The organism is Nocardioides aromaticivorans (assembly GCF_013408525.1).
Taxonomy (GTDB): domain Bacteria; phylum Actinomycetota; class Actinomycetes; order Propionibacteriales; family Nocardioidaceae; genus Nocardioides; species Nocardioides aromaticivorans.
The window spans coordinates 1,000,989-1,025,071 of the sequence record NZ_JACBZM010000001.1 but is presented as its reverse complement, the minus strand read 5'-3'; the positions used below and the strand labels follow the sequence as shown (position 1 = coordinate 1,025,071).

Below are 24,083 nucleotides of genomic sequence, written 5' to 3'. Positions count from 1 at the left end.
TCCGGATCGGCCTCGACGGCTCGCGTGAGTACGCCGTCGAGCCGGTGCCCGGCGAGGTCGAGGACTACGACGGCCCGCTGGACCTGCCGCAGGTGTGAGCGGCCGGCGGGGAGTAGCGCCGAACCACGCCCGGTCCACCGCGCATCGCCCTAGAGTTCCAGCCATGGGCGCGTTGCCGGAACCGGGTGAGGTCTTCGGGCGCTACCGCGTCGTCGACCGGCTGGGCCACGGCGGGATGGGCGTCGTGCTCACCGCCGTCCACGAGGACTTGGGGCGCCGCGTCGCGCTGAAGCTGCTCGCGCCGCAGCTCGTCGGCTCGCCCGACATGGTCGCGCGCTTCCGGCGGGAGGCGCAGGCCCTGGCCCGTCTGGACTCGCCGCACGTCGTCCAGGTCTACGACACGGGAGAGCACGACGGCTGGCTCTACATCTCCACGCAGCTCATCCCCGACGGCGACCTGACGGCTCTCGTCGAGGCGCGGGGCCCGTTGCCGCCCGCCGAGGCACTCGGGCTCGTCGACCAGGTGCTCGACGGCCTCGCCGACGCCCACGCCGTCGGCCTGGTGCACCGCGACGTGAAGCCGAGCAACGTGCTGCTGCGCCGCGAGGCGAGCGGCGTCCGGGCGTTCCTCTGCGACTTCGGCATCGCCCAGGCGGCCGATGTGGTCAACACCGAGCAGACGCAGGGCGTGATCGGCACCTGGGCCTATCTCGCGCCGGAGCGCTTCGACGGGCACCCGGCGACCGAGCGCACCGACCTCTACGCCGTGGGCTGCCTGCTGTGGTTCCTCGTGACCGGCAGGCTGCCGTACGAGGGCACCATGGTCCAGCTGGCCGTGGCCCACCAGTCGGCGCCCGTCCCGCAGCTGCCCGGCGACGACCCGTGGAGCCACGCCGTCAACCAGCTCGTCCGCCGCTCGATGGCCAAGGATCCGGCCGACCGGTTCGCCAGTGCCCCCGAGATGCAGTCCTTCCTGCGCTCGGTGCGGACGGTGGCGGAGGCCGGCCCCGCAGCGCCCACGATGACCTCGCCCAGCGTGCCGGTCGGTCCCGGGCGCACCCGCGAGTCCACCCGTGACCGGGACGCACCCCCGCCCCGGCCACCCGTCGGGCCGCCCGCACCCCCGGCGCCTCGGGCGCCGTCGGGTCCGGATCGGGGCCGGCGGTCGCGGGGCAGGCTCGTCGGCATCGTCCTCGCGGTGCTGGTGGTGGTCGCCGGCACGGCTGGCGCGCTCGCGGCGGCCGGGGTCTTCTCGGGTGACGACGGGGACGGCGGAGGAGCAGCCGGTACGACGACGTCCGGCATGACCGTGGGGACCTCTCCGGCCACGTCGCCCGCCACCTCCCCGGTCGCCGAGCCGGGACCGCGCTGCTGGAACGAGCCCGACCGGGTGGTCGCCTCGCTCGACACCTGCACCGAGCCGTTCGGCCTGCCCGGCCTGTTCTGGGCGTACCCGGAGCTGACCCGCTCGGGTCCCTGTTACGACGCCGGTGGGGCGGTGAAGCGCCCGGCACTGTGGAAGTGCAATGTCAACCTGTCGGACGGAACCCCGGTCGAGGTCAACTACTCGTTGTGGAGCCAGGACGCCGGCGGCCTGCCGCACTATCGCGAGGAGTCCGGCGACGAGCCCGAGACCGTCGAGGTGGACGGCCGCCCGGCGTACTACCGGTGGAGCTACTACGACGCCTCGAAGGAGCTGGAGAAGCTGGCCGTCCTGTACATCGACTACCGCTTCGGCTTCACGGTGTACGTCCGGAAGGGCTCCGACCCGCAGCAGGCGATCGACGAGGGCAAGGTCCGGTTCCGGCCGCCGTCGGAGATGCGCGGCGTGGTGGTCGAGTGAACGAGCTGACCATCCGGATCGACTCCCGCGTCCCCAACTACCCGAGCGTGCGGCTGCTCGTCGACGGTGAGGACCTCCTCGCCTCGTCCGGCGCGGACGAGGGCAACGACCCGGCCGACATCCTGGACAGCGGCGCGCTGCTTCCCCAGGATCCGCCGCGCCGGATCGCCTTCTACGGCTGCGCCTGCGGCGAGTTCGGCTGCGCGAATGTCGCCGGACTGGTCATCGGACGAGGCGAGCAGGTCGAGTGGACCGACTTCCGAACGTTGACGGGGGTCTATGACGCGGCCCTCCCCGAATCCGGCAGCGGACCCGATCCTGCTACGGGATTGGAGCCGGAATGGCGGCAACCTCTCGACCTGCCCACCCTGAGCTTCGAGCGCGACCGCTATGTGGCCGTGGTCCGCGACGCCATGGCGGACCGGAGCTGGGAGACACGGCCGCGGGCGGTGATCCGGCACATGAAGGAGCTCAGGCCCGCGACGACCCACTGGGCCGCACGGGAGGGCGATCGCATCACCATCCACCACCGCGACGACCGGATGGTGTGGTCGACCCACCTGCTGGTCCCACCCGGGGCACCGGACATCCTGGCGGCACGGCTGGTCGCCTTGCTCGACGACGGCGTCGACCCGCGCCGGATCGCGGCTGAGGGCCTCTGGGCCTGAGGGGCGAGGCAGCCAACGGTCAGGCGGCGTGGTTGCCGTCGACTCGTCGTGTTCCGGTCTGGTCGACCAGGTAGTGGGCCCCGTGTGGGTCTCGCCAGATGACGATCCCGGGGAAGGGTTGTCGTACTTGCCAGCCGGTGTGGGTCTTGATGCGGTGGTGGGTGCGGGTGAGGGGGCCGAGGTTGTCGGTGGAGGTGGGTCCGCTCTCGGCGTAGGGGATCTGGTGGTCGAGGTCGACGTTCTTCGTCGTGTTGGCGGCGAAGGGGAACGTGTCGCCGGGGTGGATCAGGTGCACCGCTTCGCGGAGCCGGTGCGGGATCTCGTAGGCGTCGACGGCGGCGCCCTGGTTGAGATTGATGACCGGCTGGACCTTGACCTGGCTAGCGAAGTGGGCGACCAGGTGGCGGACGTACTCGATCGTCAGGGGGCCGTGGCCCTCCATCCGGGCGATGGCCGAGTCGGGGGTGCAGTGCAGCCGGATGAGGACCTTCGGCTTCACCGGACCCACCGAGAGATCGACGTGGGCCTCAGGGTTGGTGAGCAGCGCGAACGCCGCCAGGCGCCGCTCGCTCTTGGTGGCATCGGGCATCTGGTCCTTCAACCCGTCGGCGGTAGCGTCGAGGCCGGCCTCGGAGCCGAGGATCACGGCGGCGTGGTCGCGGATGGTCATCGTCATGATGCCGTGCTTGTCGACGCGGGAGCGGCGGATGAAGGTGTCCTTCGCCGCGGCCTCCTCCTTGGCCCTCGCGAGCTCGGGGCAGGCGGCGGCGACCTTGCCCTCGACGATGGCTTCGAACCGGGTCCAGGCCAACCGGCCGTCAGCGATCTCCACGACCTCGGCGTCGACCCAGGCGGCCTCGTCCGCAGTCAGTTCGCGGGTGGCGTCGGCGACGTGCCGGGCGTGGGTGGAGCGGACGGTCCCGGCTTTCACGCCTGCCCAGAGGTTGGGGAGGCGGTGGTGGAGGTCGGCGGCGTCGGCGATCAGCCTCTTCGCGCCGTACGGCGAGGTCTGGATGCGGGCGCCGAAGGTCGCGGCGGCGTGTTCGGTGATCCGCGGCGTACCGGCCGCACCCGCGGGCTTCGCGCGCTCGCGACCGCGCTTGTCGCCGGGCGGCAGTGCGTCGGGTGAGTGGAGGACGGCCCACTGGTAGGCGGCTTCGAGGATGTCGCGCTCGGCATCGAGTCGGGCCGCGTGGCGCTGCTCGGCGAAGGACAGCACGGCGTCGGCGGACATGTCCGCGAGCTGGTGGTGTCTGTCCTGCGTGGCCATACGTGTATTGGATCACGGAGGACCGACACAACCGGTTGGCGCGGGACTTGCCTGTGCACAACGGCGCGCCCGCCGGGCCTTGTGGACGACAGGCGGCGCAAGAAGTGACGGCGGAGCTGCCGGACCGCATCCGACAACCGAACCCAGCCCCGCGCCCACCGTCCTCGTCGCTGCCGCTTGAGAACCCGACCGTGGACAAACCGCAGGGCACAGCGGGTGCACCGGAGCCAGAGGTCTCGTGACGGTCGCTGCGCGACCTCCTCGACCACCGGGCGGACGGCACCCGACAGCCGGAACCCAGCCCCGCGCCCACTGTCCTCGTCGCTGCGCTTGAAGACCCGACCACGGACAAACCGCAGGGCACAGCAGGTGCACCGGAGCAAGAGGTCTCGAGACGGTCGCTGCGCGACCTCCTCGACCACCCGCGACCTCCGCGACCACCGACGGCGTCAGATCTTGCGCAACCGCACCCAGTCCACCGAGTGGTCGGCGGACTTCCGCAGCACGAGCGTCGCCCGCGACCGGGTCGGCAGGACGTTCTGCGCCAGGTTGGGGCCGTTGATGGTGTCCCAGATCCGGCGGGCCTCGTCGACCGCCGAGTCGTGGCTCAGGGCGGCGTACTTGGCGAAGTAGGAGTCGGGGTCGCGGAAGGCGGTCTCGCGCAGGCGCAGGAAGCGGTCGACGTACCACTCCCGGATGTGGTTGGTGTTGGCGTCGACGTAGATGGAGAAGTCGAAGAAGTCCGACAGCCCGAGCCCGACCCGGCCGTCGCCCCGGACGCGGGCCGGCTGGAGGACGTTGAGGCCCTCGACGATGACGATGTCCGGCTTCTTCACGACGACCTTCTGGTCCTGGCGGACGTCGTAGACGAGGTGGGAGTAGACCGGCGCCTCGACCTCGTCCTTGCCGGACTTGATGTCGATCACGAAGCGCATGAGGGCCTTGCGGTCGTACGACTCGGGGAAGCCCTTGCGCTCGAGGAGGCCCCGCTTGACCAGTTCGGCGTTGGGGTAGAGGAAGCCGTCGGTGGTGACGAGGGCGACATTGGGGTGCTCGGGCCAGCGGGCGAGCATCTGCTGGAGAACGCGCGCGGCGGTCGACTTGCCGACGGCCACCGAGCCCGCGAGACCGATCACGAACGGGGTGCGCGGCGGGGTCAGGCCGTGGAGGAACTCCTGCTGGGCGTGGTGCAGCGCCGTGGCGGCGCGCACGCGGAGGCTGAGCAGGCGGGAGAGCGGCAGGTAGACGTCGCGGATCTCCGCGAGGTCCAGCTGGTCGCCGATGCCGCGCAGCCGCGCCACCTCGTCGCTCGTCAGCGGGCTCTCGGTCTCCGAGGCCAGCATCGCCCAGGTGGCACGGTCGAGCTCGACGTACGGCGAGGACTCCCGCGGCGAGTCCTCGCCGTGGGCCCCCGGCGTCTCGGTGGCCGTGACCATGTGGCGATTCTTCCAGTCGCGCCGTGTCGGCCGACGGCCGCGTCCCAACTAGACTGTCGGCCCATGTGCGGGATCGTCGGATATGTCGGGCCCAGGTCGGCCACGGACACGGTCATCGACGGCCTGCGTCGGCTGGAGTACCGCGGCTACGACTCGGCCGGGGTGGCGGTCGTGGACGGCGGGGCCATCGCCCTGGAGAAGCGGGCCGGCAAGCTAGCCAACCTCGAGAAGGTGCTCGACGAGACGCCGCTGCCCGTGGCCCACACCGGGATCGGGCACACCCGGTGGGCCACCCACGGCCCGCCCAACGACGTCAACGCCCACCCGCACACCGGCGGCTCCCGCCGGGTCGCGCTGGTGCACAACGGCATCATCGAGAACTTCATCGAGCTCCGTGAGCGCGTCGAGGCCGACGACCACGTGCTGCTCTCCGACACCGACACCGAGATCGTCGCCCACCTCGTGGAGCTGCAGGTCCAGTCGGGGGTCGACCTGACCACCGCCATGCAGCGCGTGTGCCAGCAGCTCGACGGCGCGTTCACGCTCGTCGCGATCGACGCCGAGGAGCCGGACAAGGTCGTCGCCGCCCGCCGCAACTCGCCGCTGGTCGTCGGCCTGGGCGAGGGGGAGAACTTCCTCGGCTCCGACGTCGCCGCGTTCATCGAGTTCACCCGCGAGGCGCTCGAGCTCGGCCAGGACCAGATCGTGGTGATGACGCGCGACGAGGTCCTCGTCACCGACTTCCACGGCCGCCCGGTCGAGGCGAAGCAGTTCCACGTCGACTGGGACCTGTCCGCGGCGGAGAAGGACGGCCACGACTGGTTCATGCGCAAGGAGATCTTCGAGCAGCCGCGGGCTGTCGCAGACTCGCTGATCGGCCGTCGTACGGCGGCGGGGCAGCTGCAGCTCGACGAGATGCGCCTCGCTGACGAGGAGCTGCGCGACGTCGACAAGATCATCATCATCGCCTGCGGCACGTCCTTCTACGCCGGCATGGTCGCCAAGTACGCCATCGAGCACTGGACCCGCACCCCGGTCGAGGTCGAGCTCGCGTCGGAGTTCCGCTACCGCGACCCGATCATCGACTCCACGACGCTGATCGTCGCGATCAGCCAGTCCGGCGAGACCGCCGACACCCTGCAGGCCATCCGGCACGCGCGCAGCCAGCGGGCCAAGGTGCTCGCGATCTGCAACACCAACGGCTCCTCGATCCCGCGCGAGTCCGACGCGGTGATCTACACCCACGCCGGCCCCGAGATCGGCGTCGCGTCGACCAAGGGCTTCCTGACCCAGCTGGTCGCCTGCTACCTGCTCGCGCTCTACATGGCGCAGGTCAAGGGCACCCGCTTCGGCGACGAGATCGACGAGATCATGGAGCAGCTCGAGGCGATGCCCGGGCACATCGAGACGGTGCTCGAGGGCGCCGACGCGGTCTACGAGCTGGCCCGCGCCCACGCGACGACCCGCTCCGTGCTCTTCCTCGGCCGCCACGCCGGCTACCCGGTCGCGCTCGAGGGCGCGCTCAAGCTCAAGGAGCTCGCCTACCTGCACGCCGAGGGCTTCGCCGCCGGCGAGCTCAAGCACGGCCCGATCGCGCTCGTCGAGGAGGGCCTGCCGGTGCTGTGCGTCGTGCCCCCGAAGGGGCGCGACAGCCTGCACGGCAAGATGCTGAGCGGCATCCAGGAGGTGCGGGCCCGTGGTGCCCGCACGATCTGCCTGGCCGAGGCCGGCGACACCTCCATCGAGCCGTACGCCGACGACCTGATCCGGCTGCCGAAGGTGCCCGTGCTCCTGCAGCCCCTCGTCGCGATCCTGCCGCTCCAGCTGTTCGCCTGCGAGCTCGCCACCGCGCTGGGCCACGACGTCGACCAGCCCCGCAACCTCGCCAAGTCCGTCACGGTCGAGTAGCCGATGGCCGTGGTCGGCGTCGGGATCGACGTGTGCGAGATCGCCCGGTTCGAGGAGTCGTGCCGTCGTACTCCCGCGCTGGTCGACAAGCTCTTCGTCGAGGCCGAGCGGGACCGCCCGATCAGCTCGCTGGCGGCGCGCTTCGCGGCCAAGGAGGCTCTGGCCAAGGCGCTGGGCGCGCCCGGCGGGATGCACTGGCACGACTCGGAGGTGGTGTCGGAGGAGACCGGCCGCCCGCGCTTCGTCATGCGCGGCTCGGTGCTCGCCGTCGCCGACCGCCTCGGCGTCCGCTCGGTCCACCTGTCGCTGACCCACGACGGCGGGATCGCCTCCGCCGTCGTCGTCCTGGAGTCCTGAGGCCGTCGTGCTCCGCGCCCACACCGTCGAGGAGGTCCGCGCCGCCGAGGCCGCCCTGATGGCGACGGTCCCCGAGGGGACGCTCATGCAGCGGGCGGCGTACGGCCTCGCGAACGCGGTCCTCGACCTGCTCGGCGGCGGCTACGGCCGCCGGGTGCTGCTGCTGGTCGGCCCGGGCCACAACGGCGGCGATGCCCTGTACGCCGGCGCGGTGCTTGCCCGGCGCGGAGCGCTCGTCGAGGCGTGGTTGCTGTCCACGACCGTCCACGAGGCCGGGCTGGCCGCGCTCCGCACGGCCGGCGGCCGCGTCGGCACCCCCCGGGCCGCCGTGCGCTTCGACGTGGTCGTCGACGGCATCGTCGGAATCGGCGGGCGCCCGGGCCTGCGCGACGGCGCCGTCGAGGCGCTGGCCGCCGCGGCCGGCATCCCGGTGGTCGCGGTCGACACGCCCTCGGGCGTCGACGTCGACTCCGGCGCCACGCCCGGTGAGCACGTCGAGGCCGACCTGACCGTCACCTTCGGCACGCACAAGGCCTGCCACCTGCTCGACCCCGCGGCCCTGGCGTGCGGCGCCGTCGACCTCGTCGACATCGGGCTCGACCCGTTCCTGCCGCCGGCCGCGATCGAGGCGCTGCAGCCCGAGGACGTCGCCGCGATGCTGCCGGTGCCCGACCCGGACGGGCACAAGTACACCCGCGGCGTCGTCGGCATCCGCGCGGGCTCCGACGCCTACCCCGGCGCCGGCCTGCTCAGCGTCGCGGGCGCGGCCTGCGGGCTCGCCGGCATGGTCCGGTACGACGGCGACGAGTCCGTCCTCGACCTGGTCCGTGCCGCCCACCCGGAGGTCGTCGGGCCGGGCCGGGTGCAGGCCTGGGTGGTCGGCTCGGGCAGCGACGCCGCCGCCGAGCCGGCCCTGCGCGACGCCCTCGCCGACGACGTACCCGTGGTCGTCGACGCCGACGCGCTCGCCTTCGCCGACCTCGCGCGGGGGCGTGACGCCGTCCTCACCCCGCACGCCGGCGAGCTGTCCCGCATGCTCGGCGTCGACCGTGAGGAGATCGAGGCCGAGCCGCTGGCCCACGCCCGCGCCGCCGCCGACCGGTACGACGCCGTGGTGCTGCTCAAGGGCCGCCACACCGTCGTCGCGCGACCCGGCGGGCGGGTCCGGGTGACCACGACGGGCACCCCGTGGCTGGCGACCGCCGGGGCCGGTGACGTGCTCGGCGGGCTGGTCGGCGCCCTGCTCGCGACCGGGCTCGACCCCTTCGATGCAGCCTCGGTCGGCTCGTGGCTCCACGGCGCGGCCGCAACGCTCGCGTCCCAGGACGGGCCGATCGTCGCCGGCGACGTCGCGGCGGCGCTCCCGGACCTCATCGCGAGCCTGACCGCACCCTGACCACCCCGTGATGGGACGATGAGAGACATGCACCGCCCGCCCCTCGGCCCCGCCGAGATCGTCGTCGACCTCGCCGCGATCCGCGCGAACGCTCGCCTCCTGCGGCAGACCGCCGGCGTGCCGCTGATCGCTGTGGTGAAGGCCGACGGCTACGGGCACGGCATGGTCGAGAGCGCCCGGGCGGCGCTCGAGGGCGGCGCGGAGTGGCTCGCGACGGCCACGATCGAGGAGGCGCTCGCGCTGCGCGCGGCCGGCGTCGAGGGACCGCTGCTGTGCTGGATCACCACGCAGCACTCCGACCACCGCGCCGCCGCCGACGCGGGCATCGACGTCAGTGCCTACTCCGTCGAGGAGCTGGACGCGATCGCGGCCGCCCTCGAGGGCCGCGCCGAGCCGGCCCGGATCCAGCTCAAGGTCGACACCGGCCTGTCCCGCGGTGGCGCGCCCCGCGCGGCCTGGGCCGAGGTGTTCGCCCGCGCCCGCGCGGGGGAGGAGGCCGGCCTCTGGCGGGTCACCGGCATCTGGTCGCACTTCGCCTGCGCCGACGAGCCCGCTCATGTGGCCAACGACCGCCAGGAGCAGGCCTTCCGCGACGCGCTCGCGCTCGCCGAGCAGGCCGGCCTGCGCCCCGAGCTGCGCCACCTCGCCAACTCCGCCGCGGCGATCCTGCGGCCCTCGTCCCGCTTCGACGCCGTCCGCTGCGGCATCGCGATGTACGGGCTCGATCCGGCGCCCGGGGAGGCCACCGAGATCGGGCTGGTCCCCGCGATGACGGTCCGGGCCCCGCTCGTCATGGTCAAGGAGCTCTCCGCCGGCGACTCCGTCTCCTACGGCCACCTCTGGACGGCCGACCGCCCGACCACCGTCGGTCTCGTCCCGGTCGGCTACGGGGAGGGCATCCCGCGCCACGCCTTCCGTCGCGACGCCCCCGAGGCGGCCGCCCAGGTCGGCATCGACGGGAAGCGGCGCCCGATCCGCGGCACCGTGTGCATGGACCAGGTCGTCGTCGACCTCGGCGGCGACCACCCGCCCGTGGGCAGCGAGGTGATCGTCTTCGGGCCGCCCGCCGCCGGCGGGCCCAGCGCCCAGGACTGGGCCGAGGCCTGCGGCACCATCAACTACGAGATCGTGACGAGGATCGGGGGCCGGATGACCCGCAGGTACGTCGACGGCGACGCCACGGAGCCCACCCGATGAGCCGCCGAGGGAAGGTCGCCGGCTCGCTCGCGGGTGCCCTCGGCCTGGCGGCGGGCACGGCTGCCGTCGGGATCGTGCGCAAGCAGCGGCAGATCAGCCGGAGGGCGGGGGAGTCGATCCCGTTCGGCACCCTGCGCTCGGAGCCGGTCACGGTCGTGGCGGACGACGGCGTGGCGCTGCACGTGGAGGTCGACGAGCTGGAGGCGCCGGCGGCGACCGGCGCGATGGACCGGCTTCTCCGTCGTACCCACGCGGCGCCGCGGGTCACCGTCGTCTTCGTCCACGGCTACTGCCTCAACCTCGACTGCTGGCACTTCCAGCGCGCGGCCTACCGCGGCCTGGTCCGGGCGGTCTACTACGACCAGCGCTCCCACGGCCGCTCCGGCAACTCCGACCGCGCGCACTCCACGATCGAGCAGCTCGGCCGCGACCTCCACACCGTGATCGACCAGGTCGCCCCGGAGGGACCGGTCGTCCTCGTCGGCCACTCGATGGGCGGCGTGTCGATCGTGGCGTTCGCCGAGCAGTTCCCCGAGCTGATCGGCACCCGCGTCGTCGGCATCGGCCTGATCTCGACCACCGCCGGCGGCCTCGACCCGGGCCGCATGCTGCTGCCGATGCTGCCCGCCCGCCTGACCGGACCGCTGGCGAGCAGCGCGGTCCGCACGCTGCACCTGGGCCACCGTGCCATCGACGGCCTGCGCCGCGCCGGGTCCGCCGTGGCGACCGTGGCGACCGACCGGTTCGCCTTCGGCGAGGCCGTTCCGAAGGGGTACGTCGAGTTCGTCGACGAGATGCTCGCCGCGACGCCCTTCGAGGTGGTCGCCGACTTCTTCCCGAACTTCGCCGGCCTCGACAAGTTCCACACCGTGGCCGCGCTCGGCGCCGTGCCCGTGTCGGTCATCTGCGGCACCGCCGACAAGCTGACCTCGATCGGCCACTCCCGCAAGCTCCAGTCGCGGATCCCGGGCTCGCGGCTCCTCGAGTGCGAGGGCGCCGGCCACATGGTGATCATGGAGCGGCACGAGCTCGTCAACGCCGAGCTCGACCAGCTGATCACCGCCGCCGCAGCGAGGGCGACGGCATCGTGATCGAGATCATCGAGGTCGGCCCCGAGCGGGCCGACGACGTCCTGGCCGTCGTCAAGGCCGCCTTCGCCGCGCGCCCCGTGCTCGATCCGCCGGCCGACGCGCTCGCCGAGACCGTCGACACGATCGGCGCGATGCTCGCGCCGGGGGGCGGCCTGCTGGCGCTCGACGACGGCCGGCCGGTCGGCACCGTGGTCCTCGACCCGGTCGACGACGCGATCTACCTGCGCCGCTTCGGGGTCGACCCGTCCGCCCAGGGGCGCGGGCTCGCGCGCGAGCTGGTGAGGGCCGCGCTCGCCGCCGCCTCCCGTCGTCCCGGTGTACGACGAGCCGTGATCCTCGCCCGCCAGGAGCTCCCGCGCACGGCGGGCTTCTGGCGCGACATGGGCTTCGTCGAGACCGACCGCCACCCGCCGTACATCGAGATGGCGCGACCCGTGCCGCTCGCCGTGGAGGTCCCGTCGGCCGACGACATGCGCGACCTCGGTGAGCGCGTCGCGGGCCTGCTGCGGGCCGGTGACGTGCTGGTGCTCAGCGGCGAGCTCGGCGCCGGCAAGACGACCTTCACCCAGGGCCTCGGGGCCGGGCTGGGCGTGCGCGGCGGGATCACGTCGCCGACCTTCGTGATCGCGCGCGTGCACCCGTCGCTGGGCGACGGGCCGGCGCTGGTGCACGTCGACGCCTACCGGCTGGGCGGGCAGGCCGAGCTCGACGACCTCGACCTGGACACGGACCTGGACGAGGCCGTGACCGTCGTGGAGTGGGGGACCGGACTGGCCGAGGGCCTCGCCGACGCCCGGCTCGAGGTGCGGATCATGCGGGCGACCGCGGCCACCGACGTCGACCCGGAGGCCGACCCGCGGGTGGTCGAGATCGACCCCGTCGGCCTGCGCTGGCTCGGCGTCGACCTGCGGGCCTGACCCCCGCGTTGGGACCCGGTCCCGCGGACCCCCGTCCCAGCCGCTTGGTCCTCCGGGACCGGTCAGGTCGGCCCGCGCGCAGGTTCCTGAGACCCCTCCCCGATTCCTAGCCTCGAAGGGCAGCGGATCGGGACAGGGAGGTCGAAGATGCGCGCTCTGCGAGTGATGGTCACGGCCGTGCTGGCCGTCGTGCTGTCGGTGGGCCTCGTGCCCGACGGCGTTCCGGCCGCGGAGGCGGGACGCGCCCCGGCCCCCGTCCTCGACCGGCCGACCACGACCACCAAGAGCGTCGTGCTGACCGGCCGGGCCCGGCCGCGTGCCCTGGTCTCCGTCCAGGTGCGGACCAGCCGCTGGGTGACGGTGCGACGGGTCCGCGCCGCGAGCACCGGGAGGTACCGGGTCGTCGTACCGGCTCCGGCGACGACGCGGTCGTTCCGCTCGGTCTCGCTGCGGCGGGCCAGCACGGTGCGGCGCGTCGTACCGCTGAAGCCGCCCGCGCCGCCGACCGACGCCTGCGGTGCGCGCCCGAAGCGGCGCACCGGCGGCTACTACGCGTGCACCTTCCTCGAGGACTTCACCGGCAGCAGCCTCGACACCGACCGCTGGCTCGGCCAGAACATGCTCGGGCAGGGCGACCGCTGCGTCGCGGCCGGGCCGCGCACGGTGGCCGTCGCCGACGGCACGCTCCGGCTCAGCGTGGTGCAGGCGAGCGAGGAGGAGCCGTGCCCGCAGCGCGCCGACGGCTCGCGGGGCAGCTACGCCGCCGGCTGGATCTCCACCTACGGGCGCTGGAGCCAGCAGTACGGCCGCTTCGAGGCGCGGATGAGGTCGCAGGCGAGCGACCTGCCCGGGCTGCACGAGGCCTTCTGGCTGTGGCCGGACATCCGCTTCTCCTCCGACGCCGACTGGCCGAACAGCGGCGAGATCGACATCGCCGAGACCTACTCGTCGCACCCGGACCTCGCGATCCCGTTCCTCCACTACAGCGCCGACAGCGGCGGGCCGGTGCCCGGGCTGAACACCGCCTGGAAGTGCCGCGCCCAGCGCGGGGAGTGGCACACCTACGCCCTCGAGTGGACCGCCGACCGGCTCGAGGTGTTCGTCGACGGCCGGTCCTGCCTGGTCAACACCTCCGGCGCGGCCAGCTTCCGCAAGCCGTTCATCATCAACCTCAGCCAGCTGCTCGGCGTCGGCACCAACCTGTGGACGGGCTCGGTCCCGCTGCCCGCCACGATGGAGGTCGACTGGGTGAAGGCCTGGTCCTGATTTCTCGCACCCGCCCTCACGGCGACCAACCGGCCACTACCGTGGCACCCCGTGCGTCCCTCCCGTCCCGTCCTCGTCGTCGCCGTGGCCCTCGTGGTCCTCGTCGCGGGCGTCGGCGTGGCCCTGTGGGCGACCCGGGAGCGGATCGAGGGCAGCGACGAGTGCGGCAAGAGGTTCGCGAAGCCGGGCGGCGGCGCCTGGGAGTGCACCCTCGTCGAGGACTTCTCCGGTGACCGGCTCGACCCCGACACCTGGAAGGTCTCCGAGGTCGTCGGCACCGACGACCTGTGCGCCGTCGACGACCCGCGGACGGTGTCCGTGGCCGACGGCAGCCTCCGGCTGTCGGTGCTGCGCACGGACGCAGCCACGACCTGCCCGGCACGCGCCGACGGCAGCCGGGCGTCGTACGCCTCGGGCTGGGTGACGTCCTACGGTCGCTGGAGCCAGAAGTACGGCCGGTTCGAGGCCCGGATCAAGGTCCAGGACGTCGACGGCCCCGGAGTCCACGAGGCCTTCTGGCTCTGGCCCGACGTCCGGTACGGCGCCGACAAGCCCTGGCCGCAGTCGGGCGAGATCGACATCATGGAGACCTACTCCCACCAGCCCGACCGGGTGATCCCGTTCCTCCACTACGAGGCGGGCGAGAAGCCGAACAACGGCGTCAACACCGCCTGGGGGTGCGAGACGACCCGCGGCGAGTGGCACACCTACACCCTGGAGTGGACCGCCGAGCGCCTGGAGATCCTCGTCGACGGGGACACCTGCCTGGTCAACAACGTCTCCGGCGACGCCTTCCACAAGCGCTTCATCATCTGCTTCACCCAGTTCACGGGCACCGGCGCCAATGCATACGACGGCCGCGTCGCCCTGCCCGTGACGATGGAGGTCGACTGGGTGAAGGCCTGGCGCTGAACCCGGATCCGGTCCCGAGACCCCTGTCCGGCGGCACGTGCAAGGCGCTACCTTCCTCCCCGGGAGCCTTCGTCACGCGGGATCTCGCGCACGTCCACCAGGGGGAAGTCATGCGTCCGATCCGCCTTGCCGCACTGCTGGCGGCCGGCCTGCTGGCCGCCGCCCTGGCCGTGCCGCTGACGCCGTCGGCGCCGGTGCCGGCGGCCTCCTCCGCCCCGAGCGGGTCCACCAAGCTCGACTGCGGTGCCCGGGTCGCGAAGCCGGGCGGCGGCAGCTGGACCTGCACGATGGTCGACAACTTCTCCGGGACCAGCCTCGAGCCGTCGCGCTGGCTGGGCTTCAGCCAGCCCGGCACCGGTGACCTGTGCATCCTCAACAGCCCGCGCACCATCTCGGTGTCCAACGGCGCGCTGCGCCTGTCGGCGATCAGGACCGACGCGACCACGCAGTGCCCGCTGCGCGCCGACGGCACCCGGGCGTCGTACGCCTCCGGATGGGCGACCACCTATCGCCGGTTCGGCCAGCAGTACGGCCGGTTCGAGGCGCGGATCAAGGTCCAGGCCGCCTCCGCGCCGGGCCTGCACGAGGCGTTCTGGCTGTGGCCCGACGTCCGGTACACCTCCGACTCGCCGTGGCCCGAGTCCGGCGAGATCGACATCGCGGAGACCTTCTCGTCGCGGCCCGACCTGGCGATCCCGTTCCTGCACTACAGCGACGACCAGTACGGCGGGGTCCAGGGCGTCAACACGGCCTGGAACTGCCCGTCGTCGCGCGGCGAGTGGCACACCTACGCGCTGGAGTGGTTCGCCGACCGGCTGACGATCTACGTCGACGGCCGGACCTGCCTGACCAACACCCGCGGCGCGAGCAGCTACCAGAAGCCGTTCATCATCAACCTCACCCAGTTCCTGGGCGGCGGAAGCAACCAGTACGACGGCCAGGTGCCGCTGCCCGCCACGATGCAGGTCGACTACGTCAAGGTGTGGCGCTGACCGGAGGCCGGCCCGGGGGACCTGTGCCGAACCTGTGAACTGGTACAGGTTCCACTTGTCGCCCGCGACGGCTACCTTTACCTGCGAACTCGGGGGAGCTCCACCCCCCGCCCGCCTGCTCTCACGACGGACATGGGGATGCGATGCGCTCGTTGAGGTCTGCCCTGCTCACGGTGTGCCTGCTGGCCGCCGCGCTCGCGGTTCCGCTGGCACCGGTCGCCCCGGCTCCCCGGGCGGCCGCCGCCGATGCGTGCGGGACCGTCGTCGCGCGCAGCACCGGCGGCTACTGGACCTGCACCTTCGTCGACAACTTCGGCGGCTCGACGCTCGACACCAAGAAGTGGATCGGGCTGAACCAGCCGGGGACCGGCGACCTGTGCACGCTCAACAGCCCGCGCACCATCGGGGTCAGCATGGGCAGGCTCCGGCTGAGCGCCGTCAAGACCACCAGCACCGTGCGCTGCCCTGCCCGCGCCAACGGCACCCGCGCGAAGTACGCCGGCGCGACGGTCAGCAGCTACTACCGGTTCAGCCAGCAGTACGGCCGGTTCGAGGCCCGGATCAAGGTGCGGAACACGAGCCTGCCCGGCCTGCACGAGGCCTTCTGGCTCTGGCCGGACACGCGCTACTCCTCGGACGACAACTGGCCCAACACGGGCGAGATCGACGTCATGGAGACCTACTCCTACCAGCCCTCGCTCAACGTGCCCTTCCTGCACTACTGGGCCGACAGCTACGGCGCGGTCGACGGCTTCAACACCTCGTGGAGCTGCAAGTCGCAGCGCGGCCTGTGGCACACCTACGTCCTCGAGTGGAGCTACAGCCAGCTCTCGATCAAGGTCGACGGCCGGACCTGCCTCACCAGCACCCACGCCGCGCCGAGCTTCCGCAAGCGGATGATCATGAACATCAGCCAGTACCTCGGCGGCGGCAACAACCTGTACGACGGCCGGGTGTCCCTGCCCGCGACCATGGAGATCGACTGGGTGAAGGCCTGGCGCTGAGCCTGGCGCTCCGTCCCGGGGGCGGCGGACGGTAGCCTCGCCTCCGTGCTGCTCGCCCTCGACACCGCCTCCCCGACGGTGACCGTCGCCCTCCACGACGGCACCGACGTCGTCGCCGCCGAGACGGCGGGCGTCGCGATGCGGCACGGTGAGCAGCTCGCCCCGCTGATCGCGAAGGTCCTCGGCCTGGCGGGCGCGCAGCCGGCCGACCTCACCCGGATCGCGGTGGGCGCCGGACCCGGCCCGTTCACCGGGCTCCGCGTCGGACTCGTCACCGCCCGCACCATGGGCCACGTCCTCGACGTCCCCGTGCTCGGTGTCTGCTCCCTCGACGCCCTCGCCGTCGAGGCCGTCGACACCGGGGCCGTCGACGGCGACTTCCTCGTCGCCACGGACGCCCGGCGCAAGGAGGTCTACCTGGCGTCGTACTCGGGGGAGGGGCGGCGCACCAGCGAGCCCGTCGTCGACCGGCCGGCGGCGCTCGCGACCGACCGCCCCGTCGTGGGCGAGGGGGCCTCGCTCTACCCCGACGCGTTCCCCGGAGTGCGGGGGCCGCTGCGCCCCGACGCCGCCTGGCTGGCCCGCGCCGTCGTCGCCGACCGGGTGACCCTGCTGGACCCCGAGCCGATGTACCTGCGCCGTCCCGACGCGGAGATCCCGCACGCCCCGAAGGCCGTGCTGCCCGACGTGACCCCGACGCCGTGACCGGGGTCCTGGTCCGCGCCGCCGGGCCGGCCGACGTCGAGGACGTCGCCGCGCTCGAGGAGCTGGCGTTCCCGCTCGACCCGTGGTCGCCGGTGCTGCTGGAGCAGGCCGTCGACGGCACGGTGCCCACCGTCGGGGTCCTCGTCGCCGAGCGGGACGACGAGTTCGTCGGCTACGCGGTGGTGAGCGTCGTCGACGTCGACGCCGAGCTGCAGCGGATCGCCGTCCCCGAGGACCTGCGGCGCGCGGGCATCGCGCGCACCCTGCTGGAGGCCGTCCACGTGCACGCCGCGAGCCGCGGCGCCGAGCGGCTCCTGCTGGAGGTCCGCGAGGACAACCTGGCCGCCCGGATGTTCTACGAGCGCCACGGCTTCACCGAGCTCGGCCGGCGGGCGCGCTACTACCGCGACGGTGCGACCGCGCTCGTCCTCGCCACACCCGTCACAATGGGGCGGTGGTGATGAGCGAACCGCTGGTGCTGGGCATCGAGACCTCCTGCGACGAGACGGGCGTCGGCATCGTCCGGGGCAACACCCTGCTCGCCGACGCCGTGGCGAGCAGCGTCGACCAGCACGCCCGGTTCGGCGGGGTCGTGCCGGAGGTCGCCAGCCGCGCCCACCTCGAGGCGATGGTCCCGACGATCCAGCGTGCGTGCGACACGGCCGGCATCGCGCTGTCCGACGTCGACGCCATCGCGGTCACCCACGGCCCCGGCCTGGCCGGTGCCCTGCTGGTCGGCGTCGCGTCGGCCAAGGCGCTCGCCCTCTCGCTCGGCAAGCCGATCTACGGCGTCAACCACCTCGCGTCGCACGTGGCGGTCGACCAGCTCGAGCACGGCCCGCTGCCGGAGCCCTGCCTGGCGCTCCTCGTGTCCGGTGGCCACTCCAGCCTGCTGCGCGTCACCGACATCACCGGCACCGACAGCGGGGTCGACCCGATGGGCGCGACCATCGACGACGCCGCGGGCGAGGCGTTCGACAAGGTCGCCCGCCTGCTCGGGCTGCCGTTCCCCGGCGGCCCGCACATCGACCGGGCCGCACGCGAGGGCAACCAGGTCGCCATCGACTTCCCGCGGGGGCTCACCAGCCGCCGCGACCTCGAGCGGCACCGCTTCGACTTCTCGTTCTCCGGGCTCAAGACGGCCGTCGCGCGCTGGGTCGAGGCCCGTGAGCGCTCCGGGGAGCCCGTGCCCGTCGCCGACGTGGCCGCGTCCTTCCAGGAGGCGGTCTGCGACGTGCTGGTCCGCAAGGCGCTCGACGCGGCTGCCGCCGAGGGCATCGAGGACCTGATGATCGGGGGCGGCGTCGCCGCCAACTCCCGCCTGCGGGCGATGGCGGAGGAGCGGGCCGGCAAACTCGGCGTCCGGGTCCGCGTCCCGCGGCCGGGCCTGTGCACCGACAACGGCGCGATGGTCGCCGCCCTCGGGTCCACGATGGTCGCCCGCGGGCGCACCCCGTCGTCGCTGGACCTCCCGGCCGACTCGAGCCTCCCGGTCACGGACGTGCTCGCGGGCTGACCGGCCCCGCCCCGCCGCCCCGCCGCGCTGCCTCGCGCGGCGGGCGTGCTCAGCCGAGGACGCCGGGCGCGGTGCCCTCGTCGTCGAGCCAGTCCTGCCCGTCGTCGTACAGCTCCTGGGCGGCGCCGTCGCGCTCCTCGTCCTTGCGGCGACCGCCGCGGCCCCCGGCGGCTCCCGCCGCGCCGCGGCCACCACGCCCGCCCTGTGATCCGGGAACGCCACGGCCACCGGCACCACGACCGCCGGCGCCACGACCGCCCGCACCACGACCGACCTGGCTACCGGGCGCGAGCCCGCCGCGACCGAGGGAGCCGGGGCCGCCCGCGCGGCTCGAGGCGCCGATCGCCGGGGCGCCGCTGCTCAGGCCGCCGCGCGAGAGCAGGCCGCGGATGCCGTTGATGGCTCCCGGACCCACCAGCCCACCGGCGAGCAGCCCGCCGCCGACCAGTCCGGGGTTGATGCCGCCGGGACCGCCGATGCCTCCGGGACCACCGGGGCCACCGATGCCCGAGCCGCCGGGGCCGCCCGGACCGCCGGGGCCGCCCGGGTCGATGACACCGGGGTCGCGGGGATCGCCCGGGTCGATGTCGGGGAAGTCGGGGTCGTCGGTGCCGCCGTCGTCGGGATCGCCGAAGTCGGGGTCGCGCGGGTCGTTGTCGTCGATGCCGATCAGGCCGCCCGGGGGAGGCGTGTACGTCGGCGGGCGCACCCCACGCGGGGTGCCGCCCGGTCCGGTGCCCGTCGGCGTGCCGCCCGGCTCCTCGACCGGCTCGCCGTGGATCTTCTGGAACACCGGGATCGCGTGGTCATAGGCCGTGTCGAGGGCGGCCAGCGCCTTGAGCGCCTCCACGTCCGCGTGGTCGTAGGACGCGACCCGCTGGTTGTGGACCCGCGTCTGCGCGCCGAACTGCTTGACGGCCCGGATCTGGTCGTCCTCGTCGGGGCCGACGTCGGTGGGGAAGGTCGGTGCGGCGCCCGGAGCCTCGATGTCCTCCTGGGCGAGGGCGATCTCCTTGGCGTCCTCCATCGCGACCTGCACGGTGTCGAGGGCGTCGTGGGCGTTGGTCATGTCGGTCTTGCGCTCGACCACCTTCGTGCGCATGCCGGCGATCGCCTTCTGCGCGGCCGTGGCGATGTCGGTGCCTGCGCCGAATCCCGCGATGATGCCGGGCTCGGCGAGGTTGAGGGCGGCCTCGACCTTGCCGAGGCTCGTGGCGCCGTCGCTCCAGGCCGACTTCGACGTCTTGACGTCGCCCAGGCTCATCGGGGCCACGGCTCGCTGCAGTCGGCGGATGTTCTCCCCGCTCATGACGTCTCTCCGTCCGTGCCGGTGGTGTCGGCGGTCGTCGGCGTGCTGCCGCTCGGGGTGCCCGTGCCGTCGTCGCTCGTGGGCTCCGATCCCACGCCCGCCTGCTGCGCCTGTTGGTTGGCCGACTCGCCGTGGGACGTGGCCGACCCCTCGTTGAGCCGTTCGACGGCCTTGTGGGTGAGGGTGATCTCCGCGGCCGCGTCCTGGTCGGCCTGCTCCACGAAGCCGCGGGCGTCACGGCAGGCCTGGCGGAACGCGATCAGGTCCTCGCGGACCCCGGAGAGCGTCTCCGCGGTCACCTGGTGTGCGCGGCGGTGGTGGAGGGCGAGCAGGGGCGCACGGTCGGTGTCACCGAAGGACTGCGGCTTGATCTCGCCGTCCTTCTGGAAGATCGCGGGGTCGAACTGGTCGAGCTCCCTGTTGATCGCGGTGATGACGTCGTTGATCTTCTCCTCGACCAGCTTGAGCCCCTCCAGGGCCTCCGCGTCGGCTGGTCGCGCCATCAGGTCGGTGCGGAACTCCGTGGGGAAATTCATCGCTGGTGTGGCCTTTCGATCCCGAGGTGGTCAGTGCCGGGCTGCGTGCGGTGCGCGTACCCCGGCGCCCGGGTCGGCAAACCACGGCGACGGAGGCAACGGTTAGGCTGCACCGGTCCGATCAGGAGAGGGGTCTCGGGTGCGTTCTCGACAGATGTGGGCGGCGCTGGCGCTCGCCGTGGTGCTCGGCGGGTGCTCGACCGACGACGACCCGGGCGCGAGCCCCACGGACGGGTCGTCGAGCGCCGGCGATCCGTCGGGAGGCACGGGCAGCCCCTCCGCGGAGCAGACCGAGGGCCCGGAGGCGGCCACCGGCAAGGTCCTGAGCAGCGAGCTCGCCTCCCTCCACCTCCCGGCCGGCCAGCCCTGGGCCGAGGGGCGCGGCGGCCTGTCCGGACATCTCGACATCGACGCGCGCAACTCCTACGAGGTCCACCTGAGTCACGGCCTCGGCAAGGCCGACGACCTGGACACCGCGGTCGCTGCCGTCCTGCCGACCGTGCAGGGGCCGCGTCCCGAGATCGCGCGGGCCGAGGACCGCGACATCGCCGGTGTCGAGACCGCCGTGCTGAGCGGTGTCGACGACCGTGGCTACTACTACGGCATCGTCGCGATCCACCAGGGTCTCGTCATGACGATCGACTTCGTGTTCCCGCGCAAGGACGCCGAGGGCGAGGCGTGGATCGAGTCGATCCTCGCCAGCGTCGAGTGGAAGTGACCGGCGGCCAACCTCCGGCTCGCTAGGTTCGGGGGACACCCCCGTCACCGTGCAAGGAGTCGCCATGCAGCAGGTCCGCGCCGTCATCGCCCGCACCAAGGGTGCGCCCGTGGAGATCGCCACGATCAACGTGCCGGACCCGGGGCCGGGCGAGGCGGTCGTGAAGGTGCTGACCTGCGGGGTGTGCCACACCGACCTGCACTACCGGGAGGGCGGGATCAACGACGACTTCCCGTTCCTGCTGGGCCACGAGGCGTCCGGCATCGTCGAGGCTGTGGGTCCGGACGTCACCGGAGTCGCTCCCGGCGACTTCGTCGTCCTCAACTGGCGCGCGGTCTGCGGCGAGTGCCGGGCCTGCAGGCGCGGAGACCTGCACTACTGCTTCAACACCCACAACGCGAAGCAGCGGATGACCCTGGCCGACGGGCCGGACGCCGGGACGGAGCTCTCCCCGGCGCTGGGCATCGGCGCGTTCGCGGAGAAGACCCTCGTCGCGGCCGGGCAGTGCACGAAGGTCGACCCGGACGCCCGTCCGGCGGCGGTCGGCCTGCTGGGGTGTGGCGTGATGGCCGGCATCGGCGCCGCGATCAACACGGGCGGCATCACCCGCGGCCGCTCGATCGCCGTCATCGGCTGCGGCGGCGTCGGGGTGGCCGCGATCGCGGGCGCCGCGCTCGCGGGCGCGAACCCCATCATCGCGGTCGACATCGACGCCAAGAAGCTCGCCAAGGCGAAGGAGATGGGCGCGACGCACACGGTCGACTCGTCAGCGCTGGACCCGGCGGAGGAGATCAAGCGGATCTGCGCGGCGACCTACGACGGTGCCGAGGGCGCCGACGTGGTGGTCGAGGCCGTGGGCCGCCCGGAGACGTGGAAGCAGGCGTTCTACGCCCGCGACCTCGCCGGAACGGTGGTCCTCGTCGGCGTGCCGACACCCGACATGAAGGTGCCGGACCTCCCCCTCATCGACGTCTTCGGCCGCGGCGGTGCCCTCAAGTCCAGCTGGTACGGCGACTGCCTGCCCTCGCGCGACTTCCCGATGCTGGTCGACCTCTACCGCCAGGGCCGGCTCGACCTCGACGCCTTCGTCACCGAGGAGGTCGGCCTCGGCGACGTCGAGGCGGCCTTCGAGCGGATGCACCACGGCGACGTACTCCGGTCCGTGGTGGTGCTCTGATGGGCGGCGCACCCAGGGTCGACCACGCCGTCACGAGCGGCACCTTCTCCCTCGACGGCGAGACCTTCGACGTCGACAACAACATCTGGGTGGTCGGTGACGACGACGAGTGCGTCGTGGTCGACGCGCCGCACTCCGTCGACGACATCCTCGCGGTGGTGGGGGAGAGGCGGGTCGTGGCGATCGTGTGCACCCACGCCCACGACGACCACGTCCGCGTCGCACCGGCCCTGCGCGAACGGGTCAACGGCGGGTCGGGGGCGCCGGTCCTGCTGCACCCCGACGACCGCCCGCTCTGGGAGCTCGTCCACGGCGGGCCGGACGACGCCGACGGCTACCTCTGGGACGTCGACCTCGCCGACGGCCTGGAGATCCCGGTCGCGGGGACCACGCTGCGGGTCCTGCACACGCCCGGACACGCGCCCGGCGCCGTGTGCCTGTACGCCGCCGACCTCGGCTGCGTCTTCACCGGCGACACGCTCTTCCACGGCGGCCCCGGCGCGACCGGGCGGTCGTACAGCGACCGGCCGACCCTCGAGGCGTCGATCCGAGCGACGCTCTTCTCGCTCCCGGACGACACCGTCGTCCACACCGGGCACGGCGAGGACACCACGATCGGTGCGGAGGCGGCCGCCCTCGGCCGCTGACTCCCGGCGTCCGGCGTCCAGCGGCGTGCCCGGCCCGATGGTCAGAAGGGCTCCACCAGCAGGGCGGTGCCCTCGCCGGCGACGCGGGTGAGCACGACCGTCGCCTCGGCGTCCCCGGTCAGGGCGAGCCGCTTGCGCAGCTGCTCGGGCACGACGTCGACGCCGCGCTTCTTGATGGTGATCCGACCGACGCCACGCTCGCGCAGGGCGGCCTTGAGCTGCTTCTCGCGGTAGGGGAGCTGCTCGAGGACGCGGTAGCCGCGGGCGAACGGGCTGCGGAACGCCTCGTCACCGGTGACATAGGCGATCCTCGGGTCGACCAGGCCACCGTGGACGCCGGCCGCGACCGCGGTCACCAGTCCGGCTCGGATCACCGCCCCGTCGGGCTCGTAGAGGTAGCCGCCGACCTCGCGGGTGCCGACCTCCGCCGCTCCCGGGTCCTCCTCGTCGGTGATGGTCGCGAGCCCGCCGTCGCCGATGACCGTCGCGCGGCGGGCGACGGTGGCGGTCAGGCCGGACCAGAGCGCCGCCTCCTTCACCTCGCCGTCGTCGCTGACCCACTCGGCCTCGACGCCGGCGGGCACCAGGTCGTGCGGGATGCCGGGCGCCACCTTGACGCAGGCGCTGCGCCGGAGCAGGCCCTCCACCCAGGTCCACGGCGGCGTCCAGTCCTCCACGCGGAAGGTGCGGCCGGCACCCGAGCGCCGCGCCGGGTCGGCGAAGGCGAGGTCGAAGCCGGTGTGGTCGACCGTCGTCGCGTCGGCGACCTGGACCGCACCCGGCAGGTCGAGCGCCGCGAGGTTCGCCGCGGCGATCGCGACCCGCACGGGGTCGAGGTCCACGCCGGCGCAGATGATGCCGGCCCGTGCCGCCGCGACGAGGTCGCCGCCGATGCCGCAGCCGAGGTCGACCAGCGTCTGCGCGCCGAAGGCGGCGGCCCGGCCCGCGCGGTGGGCCGCCACCCGTTGCCGGGTGGCCTGCTCGAGCGCGTCGGGGGTGAAGTACATCCGGGCGGCGGACTCGCCGAACTTCGCCGCGGCCCGCTCCCGGAGCTCCACCTGCGAGAGCGCGGCGGCGGCTCGCTCGCCCGTCGTCGTACGACGGAGGGCGGAGCCGGCCGCGAGCGGTGTCGCGCCGCCGGCGACCAGGGCGGTGGCCTCGGCCAGCAGCGCCTGCCCGTCATCGGTCAGCAGCCACTGGAAGGTCGCGAGGTCCACC

General features: G+C 73.3%; 23 protein-coding genes. 18 read left to right on the top strand and 5 right to left on the bottom strand.

Translation table 11 applies throughout. From position 1 onward, the window contains the following. Positions 1 to 163: 163 nt before the first annotated feature. A complete protein-coding gene (locus BJ993_RS04745) occupies positions 164 to 1,843 on the top strand; it encodes a serine/threonine-protein kinase (RefSeq protein ID WP_179647922.1) in 1,680 nt (559 codons plus the stop codon). A 47-nt stretch (positions 1,844 to 1,890) separates the two neighbouring features. Beyond that, entirely contained in the window at positions 1,891 to 2,511 is a 621-nt protein-coding gene (locus BJ993_RS04740) for a hypothetical protein (RefSeq protein WP_179647921.1), read from the top strand. Positions 2,512 to 2,530: 19 nt separating this feature from the next. On the opposite strand, the gene BJ993_RS04735 is transcribed toward BJ993_RS04740, so the two are convergent. Together BJ993_RS04735 and coaA are read right to left on the bottom strand one after the other, a co-directional pair. Further along, positions 2,531 to 3,781, bottom strand: coding sequence for an HNH endonuclease signature motif containing protein (locus BJ993_RS04735; protein ID WP_179647920.1), 1,251 nt, complete (start codon positions 3,779 to 3,781; stop codon positions 2,531 to 2,533). Positions 3,782 to 4,230: 449 nt separating this feature from the next. Further along, a complete protein-coding gene (coaA, locus tag BJ993_RS04730; RefSeq protein WP_036551237.1) occupies positions 4,231 to 5,217 on the bottom strand; it encodes a type I pantothenate kinase in 987 nt (328 codons plus the stop codon). A gap of 63 nt (positions 5,218 to 5,280) precedes the next feature. Between coaA and glmS the strand changes: the two genes are divergently transcribed. The 13 genes from glmS (at position 5,281) to tsaD (ending at position 18,478) form a co-directional block, all read left to right on the top strand. Continuing rightward, positions 5,281 to 7,125, top strand: a complete 1,845-nt coding sequence (gene glmS, locus BJ993_RS04725; protein ID WP_036551240.1) for a glutamine--fructose-6-phosphate transaminase (isomerizing) — start codon at positions 5,281 to 5,283, stop codon at positions 7,123 to 7,125. Positions 7,126 to 7,128: 3 nt separating this feature from the next. Further along, positions 7,129 to 7,482: a holo-ACP synthase gene (locus BJ993_RS04720; RefSeq protein ID WP_179647919.1), complete on the top strand. Its 354-nt coding sequence runs from the start codon at positions 7,129 to 7,131 to the stop codon at positions 7,480 to 7,482. Positions 7,483 to 7,489: 7 nt separating this feature from the next. Further along, positions 7,490 to 8,878, top strand: a complete 1,389-nt coding sequence (locus BJ993_RS04715) for an NAD(P)H-hydrate dehydratase (RefSeq protein WP_179647918.1) — start codon at positions 7,490 to 7,492, stop codon at positions 8,876 to 8,878. Between the two features lie 27 nt (positions 8,879 to 8,905). Next, positions 8,906 to 10,075 (top strand): alanine racemase, encoded by a 1,170-nt coding sequence (gene alr, locus BJ993_RS04710; RefSeq protein WP_179647917.1) that lies wholly within the window; start codon positions 8,906 to 8,908, stop codon positions 10,073 to 10,075. After that, positions 10,072 to 11,166: an alpha/beta fold hydrolase gene (locus tag BJ993_RS04705; protein ID WP_179647916.1), complete on the top strand. Its 1,095-nt coding sequence runs from the start codon at positions 10,072 to 10,074 to the stop codon at positions 11,164 to 11,166. Before alr ends, BJ993_RS04705 begins: the two co-directional genes overlap by 4 nt. Next, positions 11,163 to 12,083 (top strand): tRNA (adenosine(37)-N6)-threonylcarbamoyltransferase complex ATPase subunit type 1 TsaE, encoded by a 921-nt coding sequence (gene tsaE / locus BJ993_RS04700; protein WP_308645477.1) that lies wholly within the window; start codon positions 11,163 to 11,165, stop codon positions 12,081 to 12,083. Before BJ993_RS04705 ends, tsaE begins: the two co-directional genes overlap by 4 nt. Positions 12,084 to 12,230: 147 nt before the next feature. Beyond that, positions 12,231 to 13,349: a glycoside hydrolase family 16 protein gene (locus BJ993_RS04695; protein WP_179647915.1), complete on the top strand. Its 1,119-nt coding sequence runs from the start codon at positions 12,231 to 12,233 to the stop codon at positions 13,347 to 13,349. 51 nt (positions 13,350 to 13,400) lie between these two features. Continuing rightward, positions 13,401 to 14,261 (top strand): glycoside hydrolase family 16 protein, encoded by an 861-nt coding sequence (locus BJ993_RS04690; protein WP_179647914.1) that lies wholly within the window; start codon positions 13,401 to 13,403, stop codon positions 14,259 to 14,261. Between the two features lie 110 nt (positions 14,262 to 14,371). Then, the gene (locus BJ993_RS04685; RefSeq protein WP_179647913.1) at positions 14,372 to 15,253 is read left to right on the top strand and encodes a glycoside hydrolase family 16 protein; all 882 of its coding nucleotides are present in this window, start codon (positions 14,372 to 14,374) and stop codon (positions 15,251 to 15,253) included. A gap of 152 nt (positions 15,254 to 15,405) precedes the next feature. Next, positions 15,406 to 16,257, top strand: coding sequence for a glycoside hydrolase family 16 protein (locus tag BJ993_RS04680; protein WP_179647912.1), 852 nt, complete (start codon positions 15,406 to 15,408; stop codon positions 16,255 to 16,257). 45 nt (positions 16,258 to 16,302) lie between these two features. Then, positions 16,303 to 16,962: a tRNA (adenosine(37)-N6)-threonylcarbamoyltransferase complex dimerization subunit type 1 TsaB gene (tsaB, locus tag BJ993_RS04675; protein WP_179647911.1), complete on the top strand. Its 660-nt coding sequence runs from the start codon at positions 16,303 to 16,305 to the stop codon at positions 16,960 to 16,962. Continuing rightward, positions 16,959 to 17,423: a ribosomal protein S18-alanine N-acetyltransferase gene (rimI, locus tag BJ993_RS04670; RefSeq protein ID WP_179647910.1), complete on the top strand. Its 465-nt coding sequence runs from the start codon at positions 16,959 to 16,961 to the stop codon at positions 17,421 to 17,423. The genes tsaB and rimI overlap by 4 nt, the downstream gene beginning before the upstream one ends. After that, positions 17,423 to 18,478 (top strand): tRNA (adenosine(37)-N6)-threonylcarbamoyltransferase complex transferase subunit TsaD, encoded by a 1,056-nt coding sequence (tsaD, locus tag BJ993_RS04665; protein WP_036551261.1) that lies wholly within the window; start codon positions 17,423 to 17,425, stop codon positions 18,476 to 18,478. Before rimI ends, tsaD begins: the two co-directional genes overlap by 1 nt. Positions 18,479 to 18,527: 49 nt before the next feature. Here tsaD and BJ993_RS04660 read toward each other — a convergent pair whose 3' ends face one another. Further along, the gene (locus BJ993_RS04660) at positions 18,528 to 19,787 is read right to left on the bottom strand and encodes a hypothetical protein (RefSeq protein ID WP_179647909.1); all 1,260 of its coding nucleotides are present in this window, start codon (positions 19,785 to 19,787) and stop codon (positions 18,528 to 18,530) included. Continuing rightward, entirely contained in the window at positions 19,784 to 20,323 is a 540-nt protein-coding gene (locus BJ993_RS04655) for a hypothetical protein (protein ID WP_179647908.1), read from the bottom strand. Before BJ993_RS04655 ends, BJ993_RS04660 begins: the two co-directional genes overlap by 4 nt. Before the next feature lie 139 nt (positions 20,324 to 20,462). On the opposite strand from BJ993_RS04655, the gene BJ993_RS04650 reads away from it, so the two are divergent. The 3 genes from BJ993_RS04650 (at position 20,463) to BJ993_RS04640 (ending at position 22,865) form a co-directional block, all read left to right on the top strand. Continuing rightward, positions 20,463 to 21,041: a hypothetical protein gene (locus BJ993_RS04650; RefSeq protein ID WP_179647907.1), complete on the top strand. Its 579-nt coding sequence runs from the start codon at positions 20,463 to 20,465 to the stop codon at positions 21,039 to 21,041. 64 nt (positions 21,042 to 21,105) lie between these two features. Beyond that, entirely contained in the window at positions 21,106 to 22,218 is a 1,113-nt protein-coding gene (locus tag BJ993_RS04645) for an S-(hydroxymethyl)mycothiol dehydrogenase (RefSeq protein WP_179647906.1), read from the top strand. Next, the gene (locus BJ993_RS04640; protein WP_179647905.1) at positions 22,218 to 22,865 is read left to right on the top strand and encodes an MBL fold metallo-hydrolase; all 648 of its coding nucleotides are present in this window, start codon (positions 22,218 to 22,220) and stop codon (positions 22,863 to 22,865) included. The genes BJ993_RS04645 and BJ993_RS04640 overlap by 1 nt, the downstream gene beginning before the upstream one ends. 41 nt (positions 22,866 to 22,906) lie before the next feature. Here the strand turns inward: BJ993_RS04640 and BJ993_RS04635 are convergent, their stop codons facing one another. Further along, complete coding sequence (locus BJ993_RS04635) at positions 22,907 to 24,082, bottom strand: class I SAM-dependent methyltransferase (RefSeq protein ID WP_179647904.1); 1,176 nt, start codon at positions 24,080 to 24,082, stop codon at positions 22,907 to 22,909. Position 24,083 lies beyond the last annotated feature (1 nt).